This is a genomic window from Streptomyces sp. CA-250714, assembly GCF_050936705.1.
Taxonomy (GTDB): Bacteria; Actinomycetota; Actinomycetes; order Streptomycetales; family Streptomycetaceae; genus Streptomyces.
The window spans coordinates 38,285-65,067 of the sequence record NZ_JBNJMI010000004.1 but is presented as its reverse complement, the minus strand read 5'-3'; the positions used below and the strand labels follow the sequence as shown (position 1 = coordinate 65,067).

Here is a 26,783-nt window from a genome sequence, read left to right as displayed (position 1 = left end):
GGGCTCAGGCGCTCATCTTCAGGAACTCACGCACCGCCCGAACGTCGCGATGCGGTGCGAGCTGGTCGCGGAGGTCGCTGAGCGCGTCGGAGGGGCGGGCAGAGTTGACGCTGCTGTTCTGCTGCAGAGCTTCTGCGGCGGTGGCACAGGCCGCGTCGATGTCACCGAGTTCGAGGTGAGCGCGGGCTGTCCTGGTGAGGTAGAGAAGTCCGTCGCGTACGTGACCAGCGGCGCTGTACTCGGCTTGCTGGGCGGTGGTGAAACTGTGCAAGGCCCGGCGGGGGTCGCCGAGGTCGAGGGCTGAGGAGCCTGCCAGCATCTCGATTTCTCCCTCGGTGACCGAGTAGGCCCAGGGCGGGTCGTCGTCGTGAGTGCCTTTGGCGAAAGCATCCCGGGCGGCGTCGAACTCCCTGGCGCAGCCCTTCCGATCTCCGGTCTTGGACAGGGCCCGGCCGGCACGGGCATGGAGCAGGGCGCGAACGCGGGGTGTGGTCGATCCCGTCACCCGGTCCTGGGCGGTCCGTACGAGGTTGACGGCGTCCTGTGGGTTGCCCTTGGTGTAGGTCTGGATCGCCATGAAGTTCAGGGTGTTGGCACCGACTTCGGGGTCACCGGCGGAGGCGGACGCCCGCAGGGACGTGATGTAGAAGCGCTGGGCCTGTGCGTGCTGACCGGCATCAAAGTGGAGGAATCCGCAGACCCTCGCGGCTTCGGCGAGGTTGGAGAACAGACGGCGGCTGACGCGGCTGTCGCAGGTCGCGCGGCTGGCGAGTCGGTTGAGCAGCCGGTATTCCTCGGTGGCGGCAGGGAGCAGTTCGCTGCCGCTGAGGACGTCGTCCAGGTGTCGCAGATCGTCCATCCGTTGTTCGAGCCGGGTCATCACGTCTGGGTCGAGGCGGCGTCCGGGGGCGTCGAGGGGGAGCGGAAGGGCCGTGACCGCGTTGCTCCAGTTGGCTGCGATGCCGGACAGTGCGGCACCGCTGGAGATCAGGAATCCCCGTCGATCCATGGACCCTCCCCGAGCGATAGCCGCTACTGCTTCCACGGTACCCGCAGGGGACCAGGGGCTGTCGAGGACTGGGCGGTCGCCGGGGAAGGCCAGGAGGAGGAAGTTGGGCCAGCCGAGTTCGGTGACGGCCGCTGGCGGGATGCCGTGGAGGTGTGCCATCGCGTAGCGGGCGGGTTCGTCGGGGGCGTTGATGCCGCTCTCCCAGCGGGAGACCTTCTCTCGGCGCTTGGCCATCCGGCCGTACCCGAGTGCGTGGTGTGAGTCGTCGAGCCGGTCCAGGTACTTCGCGGCGGTAAGGCCGAGTTGGGAGCGCAGTGCAGCCAGCGGGTGCTGTAAGAGCGGCTGGACGGGCATCGCGGTCCTCCTCACGCAACGTCCTCCTGACGGTCCGCACAGTAGCCATCCGCCCGGTGGCCGGGGAGTCGTTCGGAGAAGCCTCAGCAACAGCGCAGCAACAGGATTCGCCTTCCCGGAGCGGGGTGGTCGGCGGTGCCATGGACCCGCCGAACACGCCGTGTGAAGGAAGGAGCGCCGATGGGCGAGTTGGACCCGCCCCTGGTGTCGGTCGTGGTGAGCGCCCGTGGGAACACCGCACGTCTGCGGAACCTGCTGGATGCCCTGGCCCGCCAGAGCCTGCCCGCCGACCGGTTCGAGGCGGTGGTCGTGGACAACGACCTGCCTGGACCGGTCCGCCCGATCGCCGAGGCCGTCCGGGATGGTGACTGGCCGTTTGCGGTCCGGGTGCTGTACGAGCCGACGCCAGGGCTGAGCGCGGGGCGCAACCGCGGGGTCTGTGCGGCCCGGGGCCGCTACGTCGCCATCACCGATCCGGACATCACCCCCGAACCGGAGTGGCTGCGGACTCTGGTGACCGCGATCGAGGAGGAGAAGGTGTTCGCCGTCGGCGGCCGCACCGTCGTGGAGTACCCCGGCGGCGAAGTGACCGCGCTGACGAAGGCCCTGCGCGAGTGCCACGGTGCGGTGGACTGGCCCGACCACCGCGAGCTGGCGGTGTGGCCGTACTGGGTCACCGGCTGCAACCTGCTGTTTGACCGTCAGACGGCGCTCGACATCGGCCTGTTCCGCACCGACCTGGGGCGCCGTGGCCGGTGGCTCGGGGACTGCGAGGATCTGGAGTTCGTGGACCGCGCCCGTCAGGCCGGTCACCAGACCCTCATCGAGCCGGCCGCCGTCGTCTCCCACCCCGTCTACCGGCCGGAGACCACCCTGCGGTACTTCGTCCGCCAAGGCGCCGGTCACGGGGTGTGCGTCGCCCGGATGCACCTGAGCGTGCGTGTCGAGCCCGCCGCCATCCAGGCCGGGCGCGAGGCCGTGCACCAGGCCGTGATCGGGCTGGCCGCCGGATGGACCTTCCTGGACCGTTCCCGCGCCGTGGAGTCGGCCCGCGACCTCGCCCGCATCGGGGCCTACCACCTGGAGCGCGGACGCCTTCGGCTGCTCGGCCGCCGTCCGATCGCGCTCGCCCAACTGCCCGCCCAAAAGACCAAGGAGAGCTGCTGATGGACGTCATCACGGCCGCAGGGCTGTACCCCGCCGCCGCCGAGAACGCCGTCGAGGTGATCGAGCGGAAGGGCTCCGGCCACCCCGACACCCTCGCCGACGGCATGGCAGAGGCGATCTCCCGTGCCTACAGCGCGTACTGCCTGGACCACTTCGGCGCCATCCTGCACCACAACACCGACAAGCTCGCGCTGCTGGGCGGCGCCGCCGACGTCGCGTTCGGACGCGGCGAAATGACCGCCCCGATCCAGGTCCTGGTCAACGGGCGGATCACGACCGCGCTGGGCGAGCAGAGCATCCCCGTCGAGGACATCGTCACCACGGCGGCGCGGCAGTTCCTGGGTGCCGCCCTGCCGCTGCTGGACACCGAGCGGTGGGTACAGGTGAGGCCCCGGCTCACCCAGGCGTCCAGCCCCGGAGCGGTCACCACCGGCGCGAACGCCGACCGGGAGGCGTCCCGCCAGCGCTGGTTCGCCCCGCGGAGCCTGGACGACCTCGCCGAGCGGCACCGCCTGTTCTCCAACGACACCTCCGCCGGCGTCGGCTATGCCCCCCTCGGTATCGGCGAACAGCTCGCCAGCGGCATCGAGACGCACCTGAGCAGCGAGACCTTCCGAGCCGAGCACCCGTACTTCGGCACGGACATCAAGCTGATGGTCGTGCGCACCGGCACCCGCGTGCGCCTGACGGCGTGCGTGCCGCAGATCGCCCGGCACACCCCGGACCTGGACACCTACATCGCCCGCCGGGCCCAGGCCCGGGAGCTGATCATCGAGACGGCCGCGCGGATCGCTCCGACCGTGGACATCGAGGTCTCCGTCAACACCCGCGACCAGGACCAGCGGCCCGAGCTCTACCTGACCGCCACCGGCTCATCCATCGAGTCCGGCGACGAGGGCGTGGTCGGCCGGGGCAACCGCTCCAACGGGCTGATCTCGATGCTCCGCCCCTGGTCGGCCGAAGGCGTCTCCGGCAAGAACCCGGTCTACCACGTCGGCAAGCTCTACAACCTGGCCGCCACGGAGGCCGCCCGTCGGCTGCACGAGGAAACCGGGCTGGAGTGCGCGGTCGCACTCGTCTCGCAGTCCGGCCGGGACCTGGCCGACCCGTGGCAGGCCGTCGTCCAGACTTCCGGCCCGAACCCGATCCTGGCCGCCGACGCCCGCCGGGTCCTCACCGCCGTGATGGACGACCTGGAGGGCCTGCGGGAGCGGCTGCTGGCCGGGAAGCTGGCCACCGCATGACCGCCCGCCGCGAGTGTGCCGCCCCGCTGCGACCGTGCCTGAACCCGGCCACCCTGTCCGGCGTCGACCTGCCCGACTTCCTCGGCCTGGCGTCGGCCGCCGGGTTCGAGGCGGTCGAGATGTCCATCCAGCAGGCCCAGGCCCTGGGCGCCGCCCGGGTGCGCGACCTGCTGGCCGAGTACGGGCTGACCGTGGCGGCCGCCAGCGGCATCCTGCCCGCCGGTCCCGTACTGCCCGCCCCGCTGCTGGTCGACACGGCGGCGTACGACGAGCACCTGCAGACCCTGGACGAGCGGCTGAAGACGTTCGCCGAGCTGGGCTGTCCCGTCGCCACGACCGTCCTCAACCCCTTCTCCGAGCTCGACCAGGGCGACGCCCTGGTCCTCGCGCGCCAGCGGATCGTCCGACTTGCGGACGCCGCCGCCGAGTACGGCGTGCGCCTGGCGGTGGAGGCGGTCAGCGTCGTGGACGGACTGCCTCCCGAACTCGACGGACCCCACCCGGTGGCCGTCACCCTGCCCGCCCTCGCCGAGCTGCTGCACGAGAGCGGCACGGACAACGCCGCGGTGCTGGTCGATTCCTTCCACTGGGCGGTCGCCGGAGCCGACCCCGACCACATCACGGCACTCGGCATGGGCACGGTCGGTCACGTGCAGATCGCCGACATCCCGCACGCCGGCACCCCGCGCGGCTGGACGGACGCCCTGCGGCTGTTCCCCGGCGACGGCGCCCTCCCCTGGCCCGCCTTCGCCGACGCGCTCACCCGGGTCGGCTACACCGGGACCGCTTCGGTGGAGCTGTTCAACCCCGTCCTGCGGGCCCTGCCCGAGGACGAGATCGCCGCCCGCTCCCACCGCGCGGCCACCATCTGCTGGAACCCCGAGGAGGCATCCCGATGAGCCTGCAGACGCGGCCGTGGAGACTGGCCGTCGCCGGATGCGGCGCCGCCGCATTCGGTCTCCACCTGCCCCTGCTCACCTCCCACCCGGCCTTCGAGGTGACGGCACTGGCCGACCGCGACCCGGCGCGGGCCCGCGCCGCCGCCACCCGCTTCGCGGTGCCCCGCGTCGCCGGCACCACGAAGGACCTGCTCGACGGTGCGGACATGTTGGTGATCCTCACTGGCGTGCACGGGGACCTGATCGAAGCGGCGCTGGACGCGCAGACGCACGTCTTCACCGAGAAGCCGGTCGGGCTGGACGTCACCAGCACCCGCAAACTGGCCGACCGCGCGCAGGAATCGGGGCTGCTGCTGGAAGTCGGGGCGATGCGTGCCCACGACCCGGCCCTGCACGTCGCCCTCGCGGCGGTCCCCGACCTGGCGGGCGGCTGGCTGATCAAGGCCGACGGGGTGGACGAGGCCGCCCGGCGGCGCCTGCTGCCGCCCGGCTTCAGCCCGTACACCTTCGCGGACGACCCGCCCCAGGCGGTACCCGAGCAGTTGTCCGGCCCGCACCAGGTGACCGCGCTCCAGACGCTGCTGTGGCAGGGCTACCACCTGCTGACCGCCCTAGTCCTGGCCGCCCCCGGCATCACGCCGGCCGCGTGCACGCTCGACGCCGACGGTCGGTCCCTCCACGCGCTGCTGTACGGGCCGGGCGCCGAGCCCTTCACTCTGGTCATCAGCGCCACCCCGCCCGGCCGCTTCCTGGAGCAGATCCACTTCAGCGGCCCGTCCGACGCGGCCACGGTGGACTTCGCCCGCCCCTACGAGCCGGCCGCCACGACACGCGTCACCACCGCCAGCGGCGAGCAGAGCGGGTTCCCGGACCCGTTCGCCGCCATGTGGCAGGCCGTCAGCGACCGGCTGGCCGGGCAGTACCCGGCCGACCTGCCCACCAGCGCCGCCCTCGCGGTACGGGTGGAAGACCTCGCGCTCGCGATGGCCGCCATCTGCCGCCCCGGCCCGCACCCCCGGAAGGACTGACATGCCCGCCCACGCCCCTGTACTCGTGCTCGACGGGCCTCCCGGAGCAGGCAAGACCAGCTTGCTCGCGCGGATGGTGCCCGTCCTCGGCGACGAGTGCCTGTGGTTCACCGAGCCCAACGCCCGCCTCAGCACCGGCCTGCGGGCCCCCGTCCACCCCTCCACCGCCGGACACAGCCTCTGGTTCCTGCGCCACGAGCTGGACAAGGCCCGCGCTGCCGCCCGGCTCGCCGCCGACCCGGCCACCCGGCTGCTGATCTCCGATCGAAACCACCTCGGCGCCCTGGCCTACTGCTGGGCGACCCGCGCGGACGACAGCCTCCCCTACCGCACCGCCCGCGACTTCTACGCCCGCCACATCGCCGCCGCCCTGCCCGAGCAGGTCCTGACGGCGATCCTCCTGGTCAGCCCCAGCGAGAGCCTGACGCGCCGGGGGAGCGTGGCCGAGCGGCCACGCTGGCAGCAGTGGTTCGACCAGGGGCTGCTGGAGCGGCTGCACGTCTTCTACACCGACATCGCCCCGACCCTGTGTCCCACCCCGCCGGTGATCATCAAGACCGACGGCGCCACCCCGGACACCGTCCTCGCGCAGGTCAGCGGACTTCTCGGTGAAGCCGGGCTCACCGACATGGCGACGCGGCTCACCGCCGCCCCCGCTCCGGAGTCCCGCCCGGAACTGGACCCCCGGTTCCGGCCCGTGTACGACGCGCTCGGTGGACTGGAGTCCTTCGGCCACCCCTTCACCGAACCGTTCGCCCACCGCGGCGGCACGGTCCAGCTCTGCCAGCTCGGCGCTCTGCACCGTGACCGGGCGGGGAACACCGGGCTGTGGGACCTGCTGGCCGAACCCGCCCGAGGGGCCGCCTGATGACCGCCCACACCCCCGTCGTCGTCGGCGTCAACCTCGGCCACGACGGCGGCGCCGCTCTCATCACCGACACCACGATGGTCGCCATCAGCGAGGAACGTCTCAACCGCACCCGCTACAGCTCCGGCTGGCAGGCCGCCCTCCTGTACTGCCTGCGTGCCGCCCAGGTGCAGCTTCAGGACGTCGACCTGATCGCGGTCAGCGGCATCGGTCACCATCCGCCCACCGCCGGCGAGACCGGCCTGACCCACCTCGGCATCGACCCGGCCCGGATCGTCCCCGTCGACCACCACCTCAGCCACGCGTACACCGCGTACTGCCTCAGCCCGTACGACGAGGCAACCGTCCTGGTGGTCGACGGCGGCGGCAACAACCACGACACCGAGACCTACTACGCCGCCACCCGCGACGGCATCGACCGCCTCGGCGGCAACCCGCCCGAGCGGCCCCGCGCGGGCGGCATCGGTGCCACGTACGAGGCGTTCACGAACTGGCTCGGGTGGCACGAACAGGAAGCCGGGAAGACGATGGCCCTCGCCTCCTATGGCGACCCCGGCGCCCACCGGACCCCGCTGTTCGACGTCACCGGTGCCACCGTCCACGGCCACCTCACCCGCACCCACGCCGCAGGCGTCGCCGAACTCACGGAACGAACCGGCGCCGACTTCGGCCCGCCCGACAGCCGGGGCGGCGATCAACGCGGCACCGACGCCGCGGCGTACGTCCAGGCCCAGACCGAACAGGCCCTGAGCGCCCTGGCCGAACAAACCATCGCCGCCACCGGCCTGGGCAACCTGTGTTTCGCCGGCGGCGTCGCCCTCAACTGCGTCGCCGCCGACAAACTCCGCCGCCTGGACACGGTCAGCGGATACTTCGCGCCGCCGGCCTCCTCCGACCGGGGGCAGGCACTCGGGTGTGCCCTGTACGCATGGCATCAGATGACAGGCGAGATCCCCCGCCGTCCGCTCGCGCACGACTACTTCGGCCGCACGTACACGGACACCGAGATCGAGCAGGCCCTCACCCGTGACCCGCGCTCCGGACTCGCCGAGCGTCGACGGACGCCGTACCGGTGGCGACGGGAGAGCGACATCGCAGCTGCGGCCGCGCAGATGATCGCGGACGGACGGATCATCGGCTGGTTCCAGGGCGGCAGCGAACTAGGCCCCCGTGCTCTCGGTGGCCGCAGCATCCTTGCCGACCCCCGCACGACGTCCAGTTCGGAGGCACTGAACAACCGCATCAAGCACCGCGAACCGTTCCGTCCCTTCGCGCCGGCCGTCCTCGCCGACCACGCACGTAACTGGTTCGAGCTCGACGTGCCCAGCCCCTTCATGTTGCTGGCACCGCCGGTCAGGGCTGACCGAGCGGACAAGATTGCGGGAGTCGTTCACGTCGACCGGACCGCCCGTGTTCAGACCGTCGACCCGAGCGCGGCCCCCGCGTTCGCATCCCTGATCGAGCACTTCCACCGGATCACCGGAACCCCGGTCGTACTCAACACGAGTTTCAACGACCGGGAACCCATCGTGGAAACCCCCGCGCACGCACTGGCCACGTTCCAGGCGTGCGACCTGGACGCCGTATGCATCGGGGGCTACCTGATCGAGCGGGACTGAACTGCCTGCCAGACTGAACCTCATGAACACTCTGCCCCTCCGCGAGGCGGCCCGAGCCGTCGTTCTCGACTCCCACCAGCGCGTCCTGCTACTGGCCTACGACGAGAACGGCGGCTTCTGGGCGACCCCCGGCGGCAGTCTGGAACCCGGCGAGGACTACCCCACGGCCGTTCTGCGGGAACTCGGCGAAGAACTCGGCGCCACGGACGTCACCCTGAGCGCTCAGGTCGCTGAACGCCAGCAGGACCATTCCGTGGGCGGCCACCAGGTCCGCCAGGTCGAAAAATACTTCCTCGCTCACATCGAGGCTTCCGACCTTGACCCGGCTCGCGCGACCCAGACCGACAACATCCGGGCCAGCCGCTGGTGGACGCTCCAAGAACTCCAAGACACCAGGGAGACGGTGTATCCAGTCGGCCTTGCCGACCTGATCGCTGATCTCCTCAAGCACGGCACTCCGGAGCAGCCAACCGTTCTTGGCTGAACGCTCCAAGGGCCCATTCCGCGAACTGCCGGACGGTTTGCCGCCCGAGTCCCCCATCCCGGTCCCTTCGGTCCGCACCGAGGGGACCGTCGTACGTTCCGGCTGTCGCACGTCTGCGGGCAGCCCACAGCGCCGCCGCAAGAGCCGACATCCTGTCTAACGCTTCTGCAGAGCGGGGGTGACGAGCTGTCACCCCCGGGGGCGGACACCCCCGTGCCTCGTTGACGCCCGGACTCCACCGAGGGCAAGCCGACATGAACAGGGGTAAGACCAGACATTCCCCTGTGAGCAGGGCGGGACGGGCCTGAAAAAAGTGCTCCGACACGCGTGATTCGTGATGCACGGAAGGGGTCGGAGATGGCAAGATACGGATCATGGCCGGGACTGGGAACAAGCGGATGCTCACCAACCGTGAGTCGAGCTATGACCCTGCCTCCGGCGAGAACTGGCGGATCACCGTCAACCTGCCGCCCGTGGTGGCGGAGGCCCTGATCCCCAAGCTGCGGGAGATTCACCCCCGCCTGGCCGCCGCCGGACTCATCGGCGCCGTCGTGGAGCACCTGGTGCTGCGCGGTGAGCAGCCGCTGGACTGGAAGCGCACGGCCGAGATGGTGAAGAAGGAGATTGAGGGAATCGAGGGTGCATCGCGCCCGTCCGACCCGGCTCAGGACGCACCCCTCCCTCGGGGTAGTCGCCATGGGGGCATATCGACGTAGCTGATACACGCCCCGGGGACTGACCCGCGGGGCCATACGAAAACTGAATCCCGAGGCACTGTCAGCGATCAGGTTGGTCGCCAGGGAGCTGACCAGCGCCTCTTCCAATGACGTCGGCGACACCGCCCGATGCGGGCTTTGTGCTGCCTGATGTCGTTCAGTTCTGGAGACCATCATAGCCACAGGTCCCCGGGCCGGCACCTCCTTGCCTCAAAACGGTGTGTCACGCGCACCGTTCGCTGGGGTACCCACCGCCGAGCCCCGTACGCACAGGGCCGCGGCCACCGAGCCGCTGTTCCCCCTGCCCAGCACTCCGTCCCTGCCCCGGCAGCAGACGGGGAACAACACCGAGAGCGCTACTGAGCGAGCCCGCGTGGCCGCTCTGCTGCTGGACGACCTCCTGTTCTCTGCCCCGGTGTTCTGCATCGACAGTGAAAACTCGAAGGTCGCCACCGACCGGCCGCTGAAGTTCCTGAGCCAGGCCGCCGAGTTTGTCCGTACCGGCCGAGCCGCCTCCTATGTCGCCACCCTCCGGGAGAGCGCGGTCGCGGTGGACATCGACGGTGACGACGAGGACTGGAGCACCAGCGCGCTCGAACACCTCACCAGCCGGGCCCGAGAACTGGACGGCTGGTTCGTCACCCGCCGTTCAGGCGGCGGCGCCGGCCGCTGGCACCTGATCGCGTGCTTCCGCACCCAGGCCGCCCGCGCCGAGTTCAAGACCACAGTGGAGACGGTCCGCGCCCACTGGGGCGCCACCTCCCGCCAGATCGACTGGCGCCGCACCCTGCGGCCCCTTTCCGCACCGCACCGCCGAACCGGCCGCGTCGACCTCCCCGAGTTCGTGGAGAGCGCCGCCAACACGCTGCCGTCGTGGGCCATGAACATGCCCCAGTGCACCCGCCCGGTTACAACTCTGCGAAAGGAAAACCCGGCAACTCCCTGGCGTCGTCGCCTCTCCACGATTCCGGAGGGGGAGTTCTGGGAGCGTCTTCGTAAGCCCGGCCCCGATTACTGGGTGGACCGGTCCCTGAGCGAATTGCTCTCCACAGCCCGCCTTGTCATCGCGGGGTACGACGCCGAGGCCGCATGGCAGGTAGTCAGCGACCCCGCACACCTCGGTTTCCACCGCGCCCGCAAGCGCGGCCACCGCTGGTGGGTGAAGCACTGCTGGAACGCGGCCGTCGAGTACGTGGACGACCACCGGAGCAGCCGCACCGGTAAATCCCCGTCGGAGCGCTGGAAGAAAGTCACCGGCCCACTTCTGGCAGGCGTACGAGAACTCCACTGGCCGAACTGGACCACCGCGACCCGGCACAGCCGCGAGCACATCCTTGCCGCCATCGGTGACCGTATGGCGCGTCAGGGACTGGCCTGCCGGCCGCTGCCTGAACGCGACCTGGAGAACGACACCGGCAAGAGCCGGAACACGATCCGGGGCGCCCTGGAGGCGTTCGTGGAGGACGGCATCCTCATCAGGACCCGCACCTACGACCAGAGCATGGGCCCCAAGGCGTCCCACGAGTTCAGCTTGAACCTGCTCGCGCTGGACTTCCGTGCTGAAACTTCTGAACCACCTTGTAGTCACACCCCCGCCCCCCGCAGCCGCTCCTGGTTCAGCCTCGCTACGACCCTGGCCCTCCACCCCCGCCCCCACACGGTGACCCAGCTCTACCGCCTCAGCGGCTACCACCCCACCCCCCACCCGACCCGGGCACAGCTGGAGAACGTGGAGACCGGCCTCCAGGTGCTGAGGAAGCTGGGCATCGCTCGTGCAGGACGGCAGGGCTGGGAGCTGACCGGCCAGGCCGTGAAGGAGTCGCGCTCAATGACCCAGCGGAAGGCTGCCACCGCAGCGCGGATCGAGCGGGAGAGAGGAGCCTTCGCGCGGGCCTGGGAAGCGACCAGGGAGAAGCTGCAGCGGCGTTGGCAGGAGCAGAAGGAGAAGGCCCTCCAGAAGCGTGCAGCAGCCGACCAGAGGCGTCGTGAAGCGTGGTGGGCGAGTTTGCCCGCGGAGGAGAGGAAGAGTCGCCGAGACGAGTGGAAGGCGCGTTTCCGGGACCTGATGCCGGCCCAGAGGAAGGCCAGGGTGGCGGAGTTGCGTGAGCGCCGGTACATGGCGAAGTTGGGGGCGGCCGCCTAGAGGTCCCCCGCTGGGTAGCCGCCCCACAGTTCGGCAGCGCGAACCCTGCTAGCAAACTCAGAGTTTGCCGCAGGGTGTAAAACCATGTGTAAAACAGGGTGTGACAAAGGGTGCTCCCCCCACCCGCTCTGACCTGCCCTTTTCCACGTGCTGCACCGAGACCACCCACTCCCATCGTCCCTCAGGAAGTGGGTGGTCTCGGTGCAGCACGTGGGTTCAGGTCAGAGCGGGTGGGGGGAGCACAGGTTGAGTGTGGTGGAGGTTGGAGAGGAACTGAGAGGAACTGAGAGAAGGAGAGTGGGAGTGAGTAGAAGAGAGTGAAAGACAAAGAAGAAGGACAAAGAGAAAGGAAAGAGAGAAAGACGAAGGACAAAGAGAAGAGATTTTATTGAAGAACTAGAGTGGGCCGGTGGGTGGTTCGGTTGTGGGATGTCAGCTGGTTGTCGCGGGAGGAGTGGGCGGGGCGGATCATCAGCGAAACTCTGGGTGGAACATCCGGCCGTGACAGGGCTGGCCGCTGGGGGGTTCGCAGGAGTCGGTGATAGGCCGCTGCCGGTGTGCTGGGGCCGGCCGCTCTGACCAAGGAAGTCGTGATGCAACGTCTTCACCCACCGCGAGTTCCCGTCTTGCGGTGGGGCGAGTTCGCTCCGGCGGCCCGGCCGTAAGGCCGTGAGGGGTATCGAGGCGGGGGTGCTGAGGTCGAGTGAGGGTTTCCCACCGACGTGGTCAGGGTTACTGATGTGGACGCCCTGCGGGCGGCGCTTTGTGGTCCGGCGGCGTTCACCTGGTGCCAGGCGTCGGCCCCTGGGGGGCCTTTGGCCTGGCACCAGGGCGCCGGACCGTGGTCGACCCCTGGCGGGGTCGGCTGGTTTGATCTGGTGGTGGCCTCCTTCGTCGGCCACCACGGCAGAGGCTCTCGTACCTCGGCCCCTGCGGGCGGGGAAGGCCGGTTTGAACCTCAGAGTTTTGCCGTGTGCCGCACGGCGTGAGTTGGCGAGTAACGGCGGGAGTTGAGTGTGGTGGAGGTCGTAGTTCGTGAGGTGATGGTGCCGAGGGGACGAAACCGGCGCCTTACTGAGCGGGATACGCAGGTCCTGGAGTGGATCGGGCGCTGGTATGGAGTGACTGCGGAACAGGTGACGCGCGAGTTCGCCGGAGTTCTCCCGTCGCGGCAGGTGGTCTACCGCCGGCTCCGAGCGTTGACGGAGATGGGTCTGCTGTCAGCCGGTCAGCTTCCAGGCCGACGCGCCCAGGTGTTCTGGCTGACCAAGTACGCGACGGAGCTTCTGAACATCGCTGGGAACGCGAGCACGCCGAACATCAAGGAGTACAACCACGACCTGGCCGTCATCGACCTAGCCCAGCACATCGCGGAGATCAGGCCGGACGACGAGTTGGTGACCGAGCGCGAGATCCGTGCGCGTGACACACCGAACCAATACACGAGCACGGAACCCACCTACTCGGTGTCAACAGGCGAGAACGAGCGCGGCCGCCGGTATCCGGATCTGGTGGGCGTTCGTCCGGACGGGACGGTGTGGGCTCACGAGCTGGAGCGGACGAGGAAGCCGCGGCCGCGTCTCGTGCGGAACATGCTGCTGTACGTCAATGCCGATCACATCAGTTACGCCATGTACTGGGCCTTTCCCAAACTGCTCCGGAACGTGGAGCTGGCGGCGGAGGAAGCGAACGCGGCTTCAGTTGAGCTAGGTCGAGGGCAGAAGATCGCAGTCCGCGTCTGGGACGCGGGAGAACGGGGAGCAGAGTGAGCACACCAGGCAGCCAGCGAACTCGGGGGAACATTGCGGGCAGACCCGCGACGCAGTGGCAGAGTTCGCAGCCCATCAACCCGAACTCCGGTGAGGCCGTGGCGAGGGCGGCGGGTGTCGTGCTCGCCGTCCTCAACCCCATCGCGGCCGTTCTGGTCCTGGTCCTGGTCGCGGCCGGCCGCCGCTTTCCTCGGCGTACCCGGCTCTGGGTGTGCTGGGGCGGCTGGGCCGCTGTAGTCGGCGGGGCACTGGTCGGGTTCTTCCGGTGGTATCTGGTTCCCTACCGTGAGCTGGGGACGGCGATGTGGAACAGCCCGAACCGGACGGCTCTGGCAGAACTGGCCCAGGAGAACTGGCTGAACTGGACGGGTAACCAGATCCCGTTCAGCGTGACCATCGCGGCCGGAGTTGGCGGAGCGTGGCTCATCCGCCGGGCGAAGTTCCAGGCCGAATGGCGAGAGGTGAAGAACCCGGTCCCTCGCAAGAAGATCGAGGCGAAGCTGCGGGAACTCGCGCAGAACGACGACCGTCCTCCGGCGCAGAGCTTGGACGATCTCCGCATCCGGCTGGGCGTGGACAAGCTGACCGGCGAGGCGTGTGAGATCAGCGGCCGGGCGATGAAGCGGCACGGGTTCATCCCCGGAGCCTCCGGCTACGGAAAGTCCCGCACGATCGAGCAGCTGGTGTACGAACTGGTCGTCAGCCCTCACGCCCGTCCTCTGGGCATCGGGTTTCTGTTCGCCGACATGAAGGCGGACCCCATGCTGATCGAGGCGATGGCCGGAGGAGCGCACCACGCGGGGCGCCGGTTCAAACTGGTGACCGTCACCGGGGCAGGCACGACGTACAACCCGATCCGTCACGGATCTGCCGAGCAGATCCGCAGCCGCATCGTGGAGTGCCTGGATCAGGTGGCCGGCGGCGGGTTCTCCGAGCCGCACCACCGTGAGGCCGCCGAGGAGTTCCTGCTGTATGCCGTCCGCGCCCTGGACGACCTGGTCCGCGGGAGCGTGACAGAGCTGTTCCCTGACGGGACGACGCGAGCCTGGCGCCGGGACCTTCCCGATCTCGCCCGACTGCTGACGCTGAAGTCGCTCGCTTCCCGGACGAACAACTTCTCCCCGCGGCTGCAGAAGGAACTGGGCGACTACCTGAATTACCTCAACACCGAGGCGAAGGACCTGAAGCGGTCGATCCCCGGCCTGGCCACACGCATCCGGAACCTGGTCTCGGGCGACGCTGGGCGCGTCCTGGTCGAGACACCGGACGGCGTCGACCTCTACGAGTCCGTCAAGCGCGGCGACATCGTCCTGTTCTCCCTCGCGGCGAACACCGACGCGAAGGCGGCGCGGCAGATCGGCAACCTGTTCCTCACGGACCTGGGGTCCGTCGGTGACCGGTTGCTGGCGGAGAACTTCGGGGAGAACGGCGGACTGTTCATCGCGGGCGTCGATGAGTTCAGCGGACTCGGCGGCAGCACGATGACGGGCCTGTTCCAGCGATTGCGCGCCGCCGGCGGTGGTCTGTTCGTGTGTACCCAGGACCTGGCGGACCTGGCGGACGTCTCCGACGCGTTCCTCAACGCCGTGCTCACCAACGCTGACGTGCTGATCCTGCATCGCACCAAGGCGTCCGCGGAGCAGGTCGCGGAACTGCTGGGAACGTACGAGGGCTGGGAGGAGACCCTTCAGGTCCAGGAGGACATCGGAGTCCTCGGCTCGACCACGGCCGGGTCCGGTGTCGGCTCGCTCCGCCAGGTCGACCGCTTCAAGGTCCACCCGAACCAGCTCAGGGAACTCGGAGTCGGCGAGGCCATCGTCGCCATCGGCCACCCGGAGGATTCTTCCCAGACGGTGCAGATGGCCCTCGCTCCGCGGTATCCCGTGCCGGAGACCGAACCGGACGAGGCAGTGGAGCAACAACCCCCGGTCGACCTCACGAAAGAACTCCCCTCTGCCCGGCCGGCCGGAGAGGACGCCGAACCCGCCGAGACGGTCCCGGAGCACAAGCCGGACGGCGCCACCGAGTACGAGGGCTGGGAGGAAGAACCGCCAGAGGTCGAGGACGAACCGGAGGAGGCCGACGAGAAGCACGTCGAGGCGGCCGACACCGACGCCGCGGCGGAACAGGCCGCACAGGAAACTCCGGTCGCCGTGCCGAAGCCTTCGCCGAGCACGCCCGCAGCACCGAAGCCGGCCAGCGACGCGTTCTGATCAAGAGGCTGAGCTTCACGCTTTTCTGCCTCCGGCGGGCCCTCACTCCCAAGGGGGTGGGGGCTCCGTGGTCGTGTGCGGGCCGGTGGGTGGCTGGGGTGTGGGGGGTGGCCGGGGGCTCCCCTCGGCCGGTCGGGCACCCTTCGGGCTACCGCCGAACCTGCGGGGGCCGCCAGGCCGGGCCGCTTCGCGGTCGCGCGAGCGCGAGCCTGGCACCCCCCGCAGAACCGGCGGTACGGCGGAGCTGCCCGACCGACCGAGGGGAGCCCCCGCCCACCGGGCGGAGTTGTGGCGGGGGCCGCCGACCGAGGCCCGCGCCGGTGGGGCGGAAACCGCCCCTGACCTGGGGAAAGATGTGATTCAGGTCACCCGTTCGGAGGGGTGTTCCAGGTGGACTCAGACCCCCGAATAAGGCAGAATTAGTGATGTCGGAAGGGGATGGCAGCCCCGGACGACAGACCCGAACCTTCAACACCAGGGAGACGAAATGACCACCACCACCGCCGCCGAGGCCGCCGCCCACTGGATCGTGGAGACGTACGACGTGATCGCGGTCGGGGACATGGTCTTCACCGACATGTCCAGCCCGGCGCGCGTGTGCATGACGTGCCGCGACGAGTACGGCGTCATGGGTCCGTGCGTGCTGGAGACCGGCGCGCTCACCGCCGACGAGATCAACGCGATCAAGACCCTTCCGGAGCTGCACGAGGCCGCCCGCACGGCGTTCGGGAACGTCCCCGAATGGATGCTCCGCGACATCGCGACCGGCGCGCACGAGGTCCCGGAGCTGGACAACCGCCGCCGGGCGTTCAGCCGGGCCCGCCGGTCGCTCGCGTACGCCGAGCTGCACCGCCGGGCGCTCGACACCCAGTGATCGAGCCCGCATGACCCACCGTCCGGGGCGGGATGGCAGCCCGCCCCGGACGTGCCCCGCACCTTCAACACCGCAAGGACAACACGCAGCATGAGCACCCAGCAGGCCAAGCCCGAGACCGTCGACACCCCCGACTGGCCCGCCGCGAAGCCCGCCGACGTCGACGCCGCCACGGCGTCCGGCATCATCGAGGCCCGCGCGATCAGCGAGGAACTGACCAAGCACGGCGTCCCGGCCGTGAATGTCGGGTACGGCACCGATCCGGTCACCAATGCGCCCGTCGTGCGCGTCGACACGGCGGAAGGGCTCATTGCCCTTGCGATTCCGCCAGTCGGCGAGCCGTACGTCATCCAGCGCGGCGGACAGCGCCTGTTGGGGCTCCAGGCCGTCCGACGCCCGCGAGCCCAGGTCACCACCGTCGCGCGCCAGTTCGCCGGAGTGCTCCAGGCCCGCAACCTGGTGTGACTTGGATCACCCGATCGGGCGACGCACATAGCTGGACCCGGACCCCAAAATAAGGCAGAATTAGTGATGTCGGGAGGGGATGGCAGCCCCTCCCGACGACAGCCCGAACCTTCAACACCGGGAGACGCAATGCGGAACACCCCCACCACCGACGAGCAGGCGCAGGCCAACTTGCAGGCCACCAAGGCACTGCTCGGACTCCAGCAGCGCGGATACCTGTACGCCGCCGAGCGCCGTTCCTTCGGGTGGATCGCGGTGATCAAGAAGGGCACTCCCCCGGTCGTCATGCACTCCGCCACGGGCGTCATGGAGTTCGTGGCGAACCACGGGATGCCCCAGGACCTGGAGCCCGTCCGCCGCTGACGCGAAACCCCGCCGTGAGGGGTGGCAGCCCCTCCCGGCCCCGAACCTTCAACGAGGAGCAAGACGATGCCCCGGAACCGCAACACCCGCCAGGACGACGGCCGCAGCTACGGACTGGCCATCATCGTCGGAATCGGTGCCCTGTTCGTGGGCGGCGCGATCGGCCTTGACGGCGTGTGGTGGCTGATTCAGCACCTCATCCCCGCATTCGTCGTGTGCGGTGTGCTGGGCGTGGTCCTGAAAATGCTCGACCGTCGCCGCAGCTGAAGCCCGCGCGGTGCGGCCCCCCGCCCGAAGCCGGGGGGCCGCACCGGCGCGGCAGCGGACGCGCCTGGCGGCGCGGCCCCTTCTTCTGGGCCCCTTCGGGGCCGGCGGCCGCGCGGCGGCCGGGGTCCGCTGACGCGGACCAGGCCCTCCTTCGTCGGGCCGAAGCGGACACGCCTGGCGGCGTGGCGGTGTTGGTGGCCCGGTGCGTGCTCGCCGGCCCCGGCCTCCTTCGTCGGCCAGTGCCGTCGGCACCGGGCCGTGGACGCGCCTGGCGGCGCGGCCCCTCCTTCTGGGCCCCTTCGGGGCCGGCGGCCGCGCGGCGGCCGGGGTCCGCTGACGCGGACCAGGCCCTCCTTCGTCGGGCCGAACGGACGCCCCTGGCGGGGCGGCTGTTCCGTTCGGGGTCCGCTGGCGCGGACCGGCCGGGTCCGTCCGCGCCGAGCGGCGCCGTCGCCGGTGTTCCTTCTCAGCGAAGATGGCGAGAGGGGCATCTTCTGCTGCGGCTCGTCATGATCATTGAGAGGTTCACGGTGTCGCTGTCTCAGCGATCATGGCGTTTCTGAGGTTCCTCCAGTGGGCCGGTCCATCTGCTCGCACAGACTCGCAACGAAGGCACCTTGACCGGCGCTGGCCTGCACCGCCGAAGGGGAGGACTCTGGAGGTATGGCCAGGAGGAACCTCCGGCGGTGCGGCCAGTGCGGCATGGAACTGCCCACGGGCAGCAGGCGGTCGCGCCGGTACTGCGGGGCAGCGTGCCGTACGAGGGCCTGGAGGGTGGCGCGCGCCCGCTGGGCGGCGATCGAAGCTGGTGGCGAGGCGTACCGGGCTTTGGTCGAGGGGCGGAGGCACCCGTGGCCCCGGTTCCGCTGCCCGGAGTGCGGGGACACCTGGTACGCCAGCGACAGCCCGCTCGGTACCCGGAAGCGCTCGGACAGCCGTTACTGCTCGCCTCGGTGTCGCACCCGGGCGTGGCGGAAGCGTTCGCGTTCAGCAGGCGTCACCGTGTGACGTCTTCCTGTGACGCTATCGGGCACTTCTCCGACCGGAGGCCGTGATGACGAAGGGGCTCTTGCGCGAGGCCGCAGCCCTTCTACGACTGCGCGCCGGCGAGGCCGTGGCGTTCCCTGACGAGCGGTGGATGGTGGACCAGGACGAGGCGGGCGGCCTGGTCCTCACCGCGTTCGTACCGGAGGACATCGCCCCGGACGGCGTGGTGGGTGGCGGTGTCGTGGCCTGGTTCGCCTACCCGGGCAGCGCGGAGCGGGCGACTCACGCGCGAGTCCTGGGCGCTGCCTCGCACATGGCCGCACTGGACCCGCAGACTGCGGTGCTGCTCGCCGCCTGGTTGGAGACCACGGCCTCGCTGGCTGATCGGGCAGAGGAGCTCGGAGACGTCGAGGGTGCGGCACCGCTCGTAGAGCCAGCAGCCCGCTTCGCCCGGTCCTACCTGCGTACGACAGAGGCGTAGCGCACAACAGCCGCCGACCACCCCGGTTCGCCACGTTCGCCAGGTCCACCTAGACGAGTGGCCCACAACTCGCCAACTACAGCGGGCCATTCGCCAGGACAACAGGGACCGGACAGCCGGGCAGCCCGTGAACCCAGACGGTCGGCACGGTATTCCATTACGTTGCATTACATTGCACTGCACCGAAGCGAATTGGTTGCTCAGGTCGGCACGCCTCCGGCGGGGGCCCTCACTCCCAAGGGGGCGGGGGGCTGGTCGCCGGGTGCGGGCCGGTGGGTGGCTGGGGTGTGGGGGGTGGCCGGGGTCTCCCCTCGGCCGGTCGGTCACCCGGAGGGCTACCCGGAACCCGGCGGGGCCGCCAGGCCGGGCCGCTTCGCGGTCGCTTCGCGAGCCTGGCACCCCCGCCGGAACCCGGGTACGGGCGGAGCCTGCCCGACCGACCGAGGGGAGCCCCCGCCCACCGGGCGGGAGCCGTGGCGGACGCCGCCCGGCGAGGCCGCCGCCGGTGGGGCGGAAACCGCCCCTGACCTGCGGAAATGTGTGATCCAGATCACCCGCCCGGACCCCTGTTTCAGGTGGACTCGGACCCTCATATAAGGCAGAATTAGTGATGTCAGAAGGGGATGGCAGCCCCGGACGGCAGACCCCGAACCTTCAACCCAGGGAGTGACCGTGACCGTCGAAACCGAATGGATCGACACGAAGGACGTGGAGGTGGGCGACAGGATCGCCTGTCTGCTCAGTGACGCCAGCGCCTACCCGCGCGTCACCGGCTGGACGGACCGCGTGCTGAAGCTGAGCAAGCAGGGCCTGGAGGACGTCACACACCGGACGTTCCAGGTCAGCGGAGCCCCGTGGTGGGCGAAGGACATGACCACCTTCGATCTGTCGGGCCAGGCGCTCATCGTCTCCCGTGAGGTGAAGGAGGACCAGGAGCCCGAGCGCGGGGACGGCGCGGGGATGCCGTCCATCGAGCAGATGCAGAGCTGGATGTCCGAAGGCGGAGCCGAGGCCCGCGACGGGTGCTGGGTGGAGCCGGACGGCACCTGTGAACACGGCTCCCCGTCATGGCTGCTGGCCATCGGTGTGATCTGACACCTACGGCCGATCGGGCGGGGGCGACGCCCCCGCCCACACCCCGAACACTTCAACGGCAGAAGGAACCTCCCGTGGTCATCGACAACGGCGAAATCCAGGCAGGGCAGAAGCTCCCCGGAGCCAAGATCCTCATTGCCCCCGTGCCCCAGTGGTACGAAGGCCCCCCCTTCCCGCACGTCGTCCTCAGCGACATGCCCATTCACGTGCACTACGAAAGGGTCGATGAGAGCGGCGGCGAATGGCCCCCGGCGCCCGTTGCCTACGGACCCCGTCGCGAAGCGGGCAAGGGGGTGCGCAACTTCCTGCAGAGCAGCCTTTGGGGACTGGTCGCCAGCGAGGCGACCGTCACAGATGACGGCGTGATCCGATACCGCCAGTCCTCCAGGCACTCCGTCCGGCGCTTTGAACCGAACCCGGCGGCAGGAGTGCTCATCCGCCACCCTGAAAGGCAGGTCACCGCTCCCGGCTACCGGATCACTCCCCCCGACGGCGCGAGCTACCTGTGGAGCCGTCACGCCATGCTCGGAGCCATCGAGGTCTGCCGCCGAGAAGGGCCGATCGACTGGCCCAGCGGATGGGCTCACCTCATGCCCGATGGGGGCATTCGCTTCGCACCAGGAGGATTCCCGTGGTCCGGGCCCCAGGAATGGGCCGCCGAACCCGTGGCCGAGCCCGGAGACTTCGGGGCCCCGTGCGCGGACTGCGGTCACTACCAGACGGACCACACTCCGGGTCACGGGTGGCGGCGCTACCGCCGCGACAAGACCGGATGCGGAACGTGGACCGCCGAGCCGACCCGCTAACAGCGCCCCGCCAGCCCGGCGCCGCCTCCCCTCGGTCATGCGAGGCGGGGTGGCGCCGCCGCGGCGGTAGCGGACACGCCTGGCGGCGTGGTGGTGTTGGTGGCCCGGTGCGTGCTCGCCGGCCCCGGCCTCCTTCGCCGGCCGGTGCCGTCGGCACCGGGCCGTGGACGCGCCTGGCGGCGCGGCACCCTGTTGGGCCCCTTCGGGGCCGGCGGCCGCGGGGCGGCCGGGGGTCCGCTGGCGCGGACCGGGCCCTCCTTCGTCGGGCCGAAGCGGGCGCCCCTGGCGGGGCGACGACCTTGTTCCGGGTCCGCTGGCGCGGACCGCCGGGTCCGTCCGTGCCGCGACGGTCGACGCCGGGCAGCACCAGGTCGAGGTCGAGGCGAACAGCGACGCCTCCGGCGGGCCCTCACTCCCAAGGGCGGCGGACTCTGGGCGAGTTGGGCCAGGTGGGTGGCTGGGGTGTGGGGGTGGCCGGGGTCTCCCCTCGGCCGGTCGGTCACCCGGAGGGCTACCCGGAACCCGGCGGGGCCGCCAGGCCGGGCCGCTTCGCGGTCGCTTCGCGAGCCTGGCACCCCCGCCGGAACCCGGGTACGGGCGGAGCCTGCCCGACCGACCGAGGGGAGCCCCCGCCCACCGGGCGGGAGCCGTGGCGGACGCCGCCCGGCGAGGCCGCCGCCGGTGGGGCGGAAACTGCCCCTGACCTGCGGAAATGTGTGATCCAGATCACCCGCCCGGGCCCCTGTTTCAGGTGGACTCGGACCCCCCATATAAGGCAGAATTAGTGATGTCGGAAGGGGATGGCAGCCCCGGACGGCAGACCCCGAACCTTCAACACAGGAGCAACCGTGACGACCAATCAGGTCGAGACGATCACGCCGGTGGACAACCGGTACCAGACCGTGACGCTCACCTTCGCCGGAGACGGCGTGTGTTCCGCGTGCGGACACGAGGACACCCCGCTGTACTCCGGCGACGAAGTCACCCGCGTGTGCCCCGCGTGCGTGGCCGCGACCTTCCCGCCGCCGCCGTGGGAGGGTGACTGCCCGCCCGAGAAGGCGGACGTCGTGATCACCCACACCCGCGCCGACGGCACCCTTCTGGAGGGCTCGCGAAAGGGGGACGGGATCTTTGAGGCGATCCGGCCGTACGGGTGGCGGTTCTTCCGTTCGCTCGGATGCCTGGGCCTCAACCACTCCCGGGACACGTCGGCGGACCGGAGCAAGATCGACCCGGCGGCGAAGGCGATTCGTGAACTGGGCTTCACCGTCTGCATCGTGGTCAACGAGGACGAGCGCCGCGCGTTCGCCGACGCCGAGGCCGACCGCGAGCAGCGGGCCGAGAGCCGCGCCGAGCGGTTCGAGGACCGGGCCAGCCGTGCAACCGCATCGTCCGATGCGTCTTACCAGCGGTCGAAGCAGATCAGCGAGCGCTTCCACATGGGGCAGCCGATCTTGGTCGGGCACCACAGCGAGGGCCGGGCCCGGCGGGACCATGCCCGTATGGACAACGCCATGCGCAAGTCCATCAACGAGCGGGAGCGCGCCAAGCACTGGGCCCAGCGGGCGGAGGCGTCCGGCGCGTACGCGGAGCACCGAACGAACCCGGCCCGGACCCTGCGCCGGATCGAGACGAAGGAAGCGGACTTGCGCGGGGTCATCCGCTGGCAGCGCGGGGAGTCCAACAACGGCTATCCCGTGCGTCTGTCGCCGGCCGTCGTGGTCGAGCTCTCGCGGCGGCGCGACGAGCTCACCGAGGAAGTCGGTTACTGGCGGTCGATCGTGGCCAAGGCGGAGGCCGAGGGGTTCAAGGTGTGGGGGGCCGACGACTTCACCAAGGGTGACTTCGTGCGCTCGCGCGGATCGTGGTACGAGGTGCTGCGGGTCAACAAGAAGACACTTACGGTGGCGTGGAACTTGCGCCTTGCTCCGAAGGCGGTCATGACCGCCGCAGATGCGACGTTCGAAGACGGCCGCGTCGGCAGGCAGCCGGTGGACTACTCCGACGTCAAGGCACGGATGAGCGCCGGAGACATGGCGCGCTATCTGGAGCGTGACCGTACGCCGAGCATCGCTGACGCCAAGGCGCTTATGGACGGCGTGACCGCAGTCGGCCCCGAGGGCCAGGACCAGGGCCCGGCGGAGGTGGAGGGGTCCGCCGACATCCCCGAGCGTCTGCGGGCTCTGCTGGCCGAGGGTGAGCAGATGCTCAAGCTGCCCGAAGGCGAGTGGAGTTTCACCAGCGCGTGCGGGCGGGTGTACCGCGTACGGATGGTTACCGGACGGGACGTCAAGGACCTGCATTTCCAGGTGCGCACCGCCAACGCGACCGGCACGGCTGTCGGTGTGGGCAAGGACTGGACCGGCACGCTGGAGGTGATCCGGGAGCACGTCGCGGCGGCCGGTGAGCACGAGGGCAAGCAGTGCCAGCACTGCGGCCGGATGTGGGGCAAGGGGCTCGGGAGCCCGCAGACTCCGGCCACCTGCACCCCGGGCCACTGGTCGTACTGCGACCGTGCCGCGAACTGAACACCCGCCGGGAAACCGGCGCCGCTCCGCACTCGGTCGAGCTGGCCGGGGCGGGGTGGCGCCGCCGCGGCGGTAGCGGACACGCCTGGCGGCGTGGTGGTGTTGGTGGCCCGGTGCGTGCTCGCCGGCCCCGGCCTCCTTCGTCGGCCGGTGCCGTCGGCACCGGGCCGTGGACGCGCCTGGCGGCGCGGCCCCTCCTTCTGGCCCCTTCGGGCGGCGGCCGCGCGGCGGCCGGGGTCCGCTGACGCGGACCAGGCCCTCCTTCGTCGGGCCGAACGGACGCCCCTGGCGGGGCGGCTGTTCCGTTCGGGGTCCGCTGGCGCGGACCGGCCGGGACCGTCGCGTCGAGCGACAGCCGCCGCCGGACAGCACCAGGTCGTCAACTGCGTGGTAGCCGACACGGGCAACGGCACCTTGCGGCCGGTCCGTCGTTACCGAGGTGTGGGCAGGGACAAGGCGCGGAAGCCGCGACGAGATCGAGGACCGGCAGCTTCCGGGGTGTGCGACACCCCTTTCGTGCTTCAGCACGCTGATTGGCTCGGGTACGTCGCGGGCCGATCCGACGCCCCCGGCCTGGTGACCTCGGGCGGGACGTTCGAGGAGATGAGGGCCGAGGTGTCCGCCGTGGCCTATCACGAGGAACAGCCGGACGGCTCATGGTCCGTGTTGCTGTACCCGCTGGACGGTCGGCCCGCGCAAGCACAACCGACCGACGAGCCGGTGACGACCCTGAACTCCTCCCTGACCGTGGCGTCGATCCTCGCTGACGCGGTGCTGGCCAAGGGTGACACGGTGCTGCACACGATCGACGGTGACCCGTACCGACTTGTCCGGGAGTACCGTGAGCGGCACCCGGATGGCCGGCCGGTGGTGAACCGGATGTGGACGGCCGTGGACGGTGTGCCCGAGGAACTGCTGCCCACGCAGGGGTAGAGCGCGGCGCGGGCGTCGATCCTCATTCAGCCGGCCCCGTTGAGTGAAACGCCTCCGGCGGGCCCTCACTCCCAAGGGGGTGGGGGCTCCGTGGTCGTGTGCGGGCCGGTGGGTGGCTGGGGTGTGGGGGGTGGCCGGGGGCTCCCCTCGGCCGGTCGGGCACCCTTCGGGCTACCGCCGAACCTGCGGGGGCCGCCAGGCCGGGCCGCTTCGCGGTCGCGCAAGCGCGAGCCTGGCACCCCCCGCAGAACCGGCGGTACGGCGGAGCTGCCCGACCGACCGAGGGGAGCCCCCGCCCACCGGGCGGAGTTGTGGCGGGGGCCGCCGACCGAGGCCCGCGCCGGTGGGGCGGAAACCGCCCCTGACCTGGGGAAAGATGTGATTCAGGTCACCCGTTCGGAGGGGTGTTCCAGGTGGACTCAGACCCCCGAATAAGGCAGAATTAGTGATGTCGGAAGGGGATGGCAGCCCCGGACGACAGACCCGAACCTTCAACACCAAGGACAACGACGTGACGACCGAGACCGTCGAGCAGATCACCCCGACCACCTTCCGATTCGAGGACGTCCCGCTCTCCCAGCTCACCGCCCACCCCGGCAACGTCCGCGAGGACCTGGCGGTGACCGACCGCTTCCGCCGCAGCATCCGCAAGAAGCTGCGGACGCCGCTGCTGGTGACCCCACAGGCGGACGGCACGTACAAGGTGATCGACGGACACCGCCGACTGCTGGTCATGATCGAGGACAAGTGGGAGACCGTCCCCGTCGTGATCGACGACAGCAGGGCGGAGGACGAGGCCGGGCAGTACGTGGACATGGTCACCACCGCTGAACAGCGCGTCGGGCTGAGCACGCGGGAGAAGGCCGCCGCTCTCTTCCAGGCGAGCGAGCTGGGGGCCGGAGTCAAGGCCATCGCGAGCGAGACCGGGTGGACGCAGAAGGACGTGAAGACCGCCGTTCAGGTGGGACGCGCGGCGAAGTCGATGGAAGCGGCCCAGTCCGTCCAGTACGCATGGACGCTCGACCAGCTTGCAGCGCTGACCGAGTTCGAGGACGACCCGGAGGCCCTGGCCGAACTGACCGAGGCGGCCCAGAGCGGGAACTTCGCGTACCGCCTGCGCAGGCTCCGTGATGACCGGGAGGAGACGGCGCGGCTGGCCAAGGAGCGGGCGGAGTTCGTCGCAGCCGGGCTGACCGTCATTGACGAGTACGAGGCACTGCCGGACAGCGCGACCCAGATTCACGAGCTGCTGACCCACGACGGTACGAAGACGATCAGCGAGGAGGAGCACAAGACGTGCCGGGGGCACGTCATGGCCCCGGGCAAGTACGGGTCTGAGTGGGTGCCCTACTGCCTGAAGCCCGCCCTGTACGACCACACCGTCCGCCAGCCGTACGGCACCACGGCGACGACCAAGAAGGAGGACAAGGAGGCCCGCCAGCGCATCATCCAGGGGAACAAGCACTACAAGGCCGCGACGGCAGCACGCCGCGAGTGGCTGAACACCTGGATGACCCGCAAGACGTTCCCCCGTGACGCGCAGGTGATCATGGCGCGGTTCGTCGCGGAAGCGACCCTGCGCGGCGACGATCTGGGCATCGGTGACATCAGCAGCGAGGACGGAAGCCGCATGGTCCGGGAATGGCTCGGCATCGCGGACGCCTCCAGGGCGGGCACGATGACGGCCGAGATCGTGGCCAAGGCCGACGCCCGCCGCCTGTTCCTGTACCCGTTCATGGCCGTCGTCGCGTCCTACGAGAAGACGACCGGGCACAAGGACAACAGGGCGTGGCGCACGGACCGCCACGGGTTGAGCGACCGCACACGGGAGCGGATCGGCGCGTACCTCTCCATGCTGGTTCAGCTGGGCCACTCGGCCACGCCGATCGAACAGGCCATCATCGACGGCGAGGAGTACGACGGCACCGAGCACGCGGCGAAGGTGTCCGCCGAGAAGGCGCAGGAGTCCGGACAGGACCAGCTCGACGCGCAGTGACCGCACGCCGGGAGGGGAGAACCCCCCTCCCGGCCCGCACGGCGACGCCCTCTGCAGCGTCGCCGTGCGCGGCGCGGTAGCGGACACGCCTGGCGGCGTGGCGGTGTTGGTGGCCCGGTGCGTCTCGCCGGCCCCGGCCTCCTTCGTCGGCCGGTGCCGTCGGCACCGGGCCGTGGACGCGCCTGGCGGCGCGGCCCCTTCTTCTGGCCCCTTCGGGGCCGGCGGCCGCGGGGCGGCCGGGGGTCCGCTGGCGCGGACCAGGCCCTCCTTCGTCGGGCCGAACGGACGCCCCTGGCGGGGCGGCTGTTCCGTTCGGGGTCCGCTGGCGCGGACCGGCCGGGACCGCTCGCGCCGAGCGACGACCGCCGCCGGGCAGCACCAGGTCGAGGTCGAGGCGAACAGCGACGCCTCCGGCGGGCCCTCACTCCCAAGGGCGGCGGCTCCGGGCGAGTTGGGCCCGGTGGGTGGCTGGGGT

General features: G+C 70.3%; 22 protein-coding genes. 21 read left to right on the top strand and 1 reads right to left on the bottom strand.

The window, feature by feature from the left end:
- Window positions 1-4: 4 nt before the first annotated feature.
- The gene (locus ACQEU8_RS36350; protein WP_433109232.1) at window positions 5-1,363 is read right to left on the bottom strand and encodes a transcriptional regulator; all 1,359 of its coding nucleotides are present in this window, start codon (window positions 1,361-1,363) and stop codon (window positions 5-7) included.
- Between the two features lie 180 nt (window positions 1,364-1,543).
- On the opposite strand from ACQEU8_RS36350, the gene ACQEU8_RS36345 reads away from it, so the two are divergent.
- From ACQEU8_RS36345 to ACQEU8_RS36245, 21 genes are all read left to right on the top strand, one after another.
- Window positions 1,544-2,530 (top strand): glycosyltransferase, encoded by a 987-nt coding sequence (locus ACQEU8_RS36345; protein ID WP_433109230.1) that lies wholly within the window; start codon window positions 1,544-1,546, stop codon window positions 2,528-2,530.
- The gene (locus tag ACQEU8_RS36340; protein WP_433109228.1) at window positions 2,530-3,774 is read left to right on the top strand and encodes a methionine adenosyltransferase; all 1,245 of its coding nucleotides are present in this window, start codon (window positions 2,530-2,532) and stop codon (window positions 3,772-3,774) included. Before ACQEU8_RS36345 ends, ACQEU8_RS36340 begins: the two co-directional genes overlap by 1 nt.
- The gene (locus ACQEU8_RS36335) at window positions 3,771-4,673 is read left to right on the top strand and encodes a sugar phosphate isomerase/epimerase family protein (RefSeq protein ID WP_433109226.1); all 903 of its coding nucleotides are present in this window, start codon (window positions 3,771-3,773) and stop codon (window positions 4,671-4,673) included. The genes ACQEU8_RS36340 and ACQEU8_RS36335 overlap by 4 nt, the downstream gene beginning before the upstream one ends.
- Entirely contained in the window at window positions 4,670-5,701 is a 1,032-nt protein-coding gene (locus ACQEU8_RS36330) for a Gfo/Idh/MocA family oxidoreductase (RefSeq protein WP_433109224.1), read from the top strand. The genes ACQEU8_RS36335 and ACQEU8_RS36330 overlap by 4 nt, the downstream gene beginning before the upstream one ends.
- 1 nt (window position 5,702) lies before the next feature.
- Window positions 5,703-6,569: an AAA family ATPase gene (locus ACQEU8_RS36325; RefSeq protein WP_433109222.1), complete on the top strand. Its 867-nt coding sequence runs from the start codon at window positions 5,703-5,705 to the stop codon at window positions 6,567-6,569.
- Complete coding sequence (locus ACQEU8_RS36320) at window positions 6,569-8,188, top strand: carbamoyltransferase family protein (RefSeq protein ID WP_433109220.1); 1,620 nt, start codon at window positions 6,569-6,571, stop codon at window positions 8,186-8,188. Before ACQEU8_RS36325 ends, ACQEU8_RS36320 begins: the two co-directional genes overlap by 1 nt.
- 22 nt (window positions 8,189-8,210) lie before the next feature.
- Complete coding sequence (locus ACQEU8_RS36315) at window positions 8,211-8,672, top strand: NUDIX hydrolase (RefSeq protein WP_433109218.1); 462 nt, start codon at window positions 8,211-8,213, stop codon at window positions 8,670-8,672.
- A 374-nt stretch (window positions 8,673-9,046) separates the two neighbouring features.
- Window positions 9,047-9,388: a hypothetical protein gene (locus tag ACQEU8_RS36310; RefSeq protein ID WP_433109216.1), complete on the top strand. Its 342-nt coding sequence runs from the start codon at window positions 9,047-9,049 to the stop codon at window positions 9,386-9,388.
- A 373-nt stretch (window positions 9,389-9,761) separates the two neighbouring features.
- Entirely contained in the window at window positions 9,762-11,531 is a 1,770-nt protein-coding gene (locus ACQEU8_RS36305) for a hypothetical protein (RefSeq protein WP_433109214.1), read from the top strand.
- Window positions 11,532-12,547: 1,016 nt separating this feature from the next.
- Entirely contained in the window at window positions 12,548-13,300 is a 753-nt protein-coding gene (locus ACQEU8_RS36300; RefSeq protein ID WP_433109212.1) for a replication-relaxation family protein, read from the top strand.
- A gap of 98 nt (window positions 13,301-13,398) precedes the next feature.
- Window positions 13,399-15,513: a hypothetical protein gene (locus ACQEU8_RS36295; RefSeq protein WP_433109210.1), complete on the top strand. Its 2,115-nt coding sequence runs from the start codon at window positions 13,399-13,401 to the stop codon at window positions 15,511-15,513.
- A 487-nt stretch (window positions 15,514-16,000) separates the two neighbouring features.
- Window positions 16,001-16,387 carry a hypothetical protein gene (locus ACQEU8_RS36290; RefSeq protein ID WP_433109208.1) on the top strand — a complete coding sequence of 129 codons (387 nt, stop codon included), beginning with the start codon at window positions 16,001-16,003 and terminating at the stop codon, window positions 16,385-16,387.
- A 90-nt stretch (window positions 16,388-16,477) separates the two neighbouring features.
- Window positions 16,478-16,852: a hypothetical protein gene (locus ACQEU8_RS36285; protein WP_433109206.1), complete on the top strand. Its 375-nt coding sequence runs from the start codon at window positions 16,478-16,480 to the stop codon at window positions 16,850-16,852.
- Window positions 16,853-16,981: 129 nt separating this feature from the next.
- Window positions 16,982-17,215, top strand: a complete 234-nt coding sequence (locus tag ACQEU8_RS36280) for a hypothetical protein (RefSeq protein WP_382106985.1) — start codon at window positions 16,982-16,984, stop codon at window positions 17,213-17,215.
- 66 nt (window positions 17,216-17,281) lie between these two features.
- Window positions 17,282-17,482, top strand: a complete 201-nt coding sequence (locus ACQEU8_RS36275) for a hypothetical protein (protein ID WP_433109204.1) — start codon at window positions 17,282-17,284, stop codon at window positions 17,480-17,482.
- A gap of 1,054 nt (window positions 17,483-18,536) precedes the next feature.
- Entirely contained in the window at window positions 18,537-18,950 is a 414-nt protein-coding gene (locus tag ACQEU8_RS36270; protein ID WP_433109203.1) for a hypothetical protein, read from the top strand.
- 672 nt (window positions 18,951-19,622) lie between these two features.
- Window positions 19,623-20,045 (top strand): hypothetical protein, encoded by a 423-nt coding sequence (locus ACQEU8_RS36265; RefSeq protein WP_433109201.1) that lies wholly within the window; start codon window positions 19,623-19,625, stop codon window positions 20,043-20,045.
- A 74-nt stretch (window positions 20,046-20,119) separates the two neighbouring features.
- Entirely contained in the window at window positions 20,120-20,851 is a 732-nt protein-coding gene (locus tag ACQEU8_RS36260) for a hypothetical protein (protein WP_433109199.1), read from the top strand.
- An 848-nt stretch (window positions 20,852-21,699) separates the two neighbouring features.
- Window positions 21,700-23,379 carry a DUF3560 domain-containing protein gene (locus tag ACQEU8_RS36255; protein ID WP_433109197.1) on the top strand — a complete coding sequence of 560 codons (1,680 nt, stop codon included), beginning with the start codon at window positions 21,700-21,702 and terminating at the stop codon, window positions 23,377-23,379.
- A 516-nt stretch (window positions 23,380-23,895) separates the two neighbouring features.
- Window positions 23,896-24,312, top strand: coding sequence for a hypothetical protein (locus ACQEU8_RS36250; protein ID WP_433109195.1), 417 nt, complete (start codon window positions 23,896-23,898; stop codon window positions 24,310-24,312).
- Between the two features lie 511 nt (window positions 24,313-24,823).
- A complete protein-coding gene (locus ACQEU8_RS36245) occupies window positions 24,824-26,308 on the top strand; it encodes a ParB/RepB/Spo0J family partition protein (protein ID WP_433109193.1) in 1,485 nt (494 codons plus the stop codon).
- The last annotated feature ends 475 nt before the right edge of the window (window positions 26,309-26,783 follow it).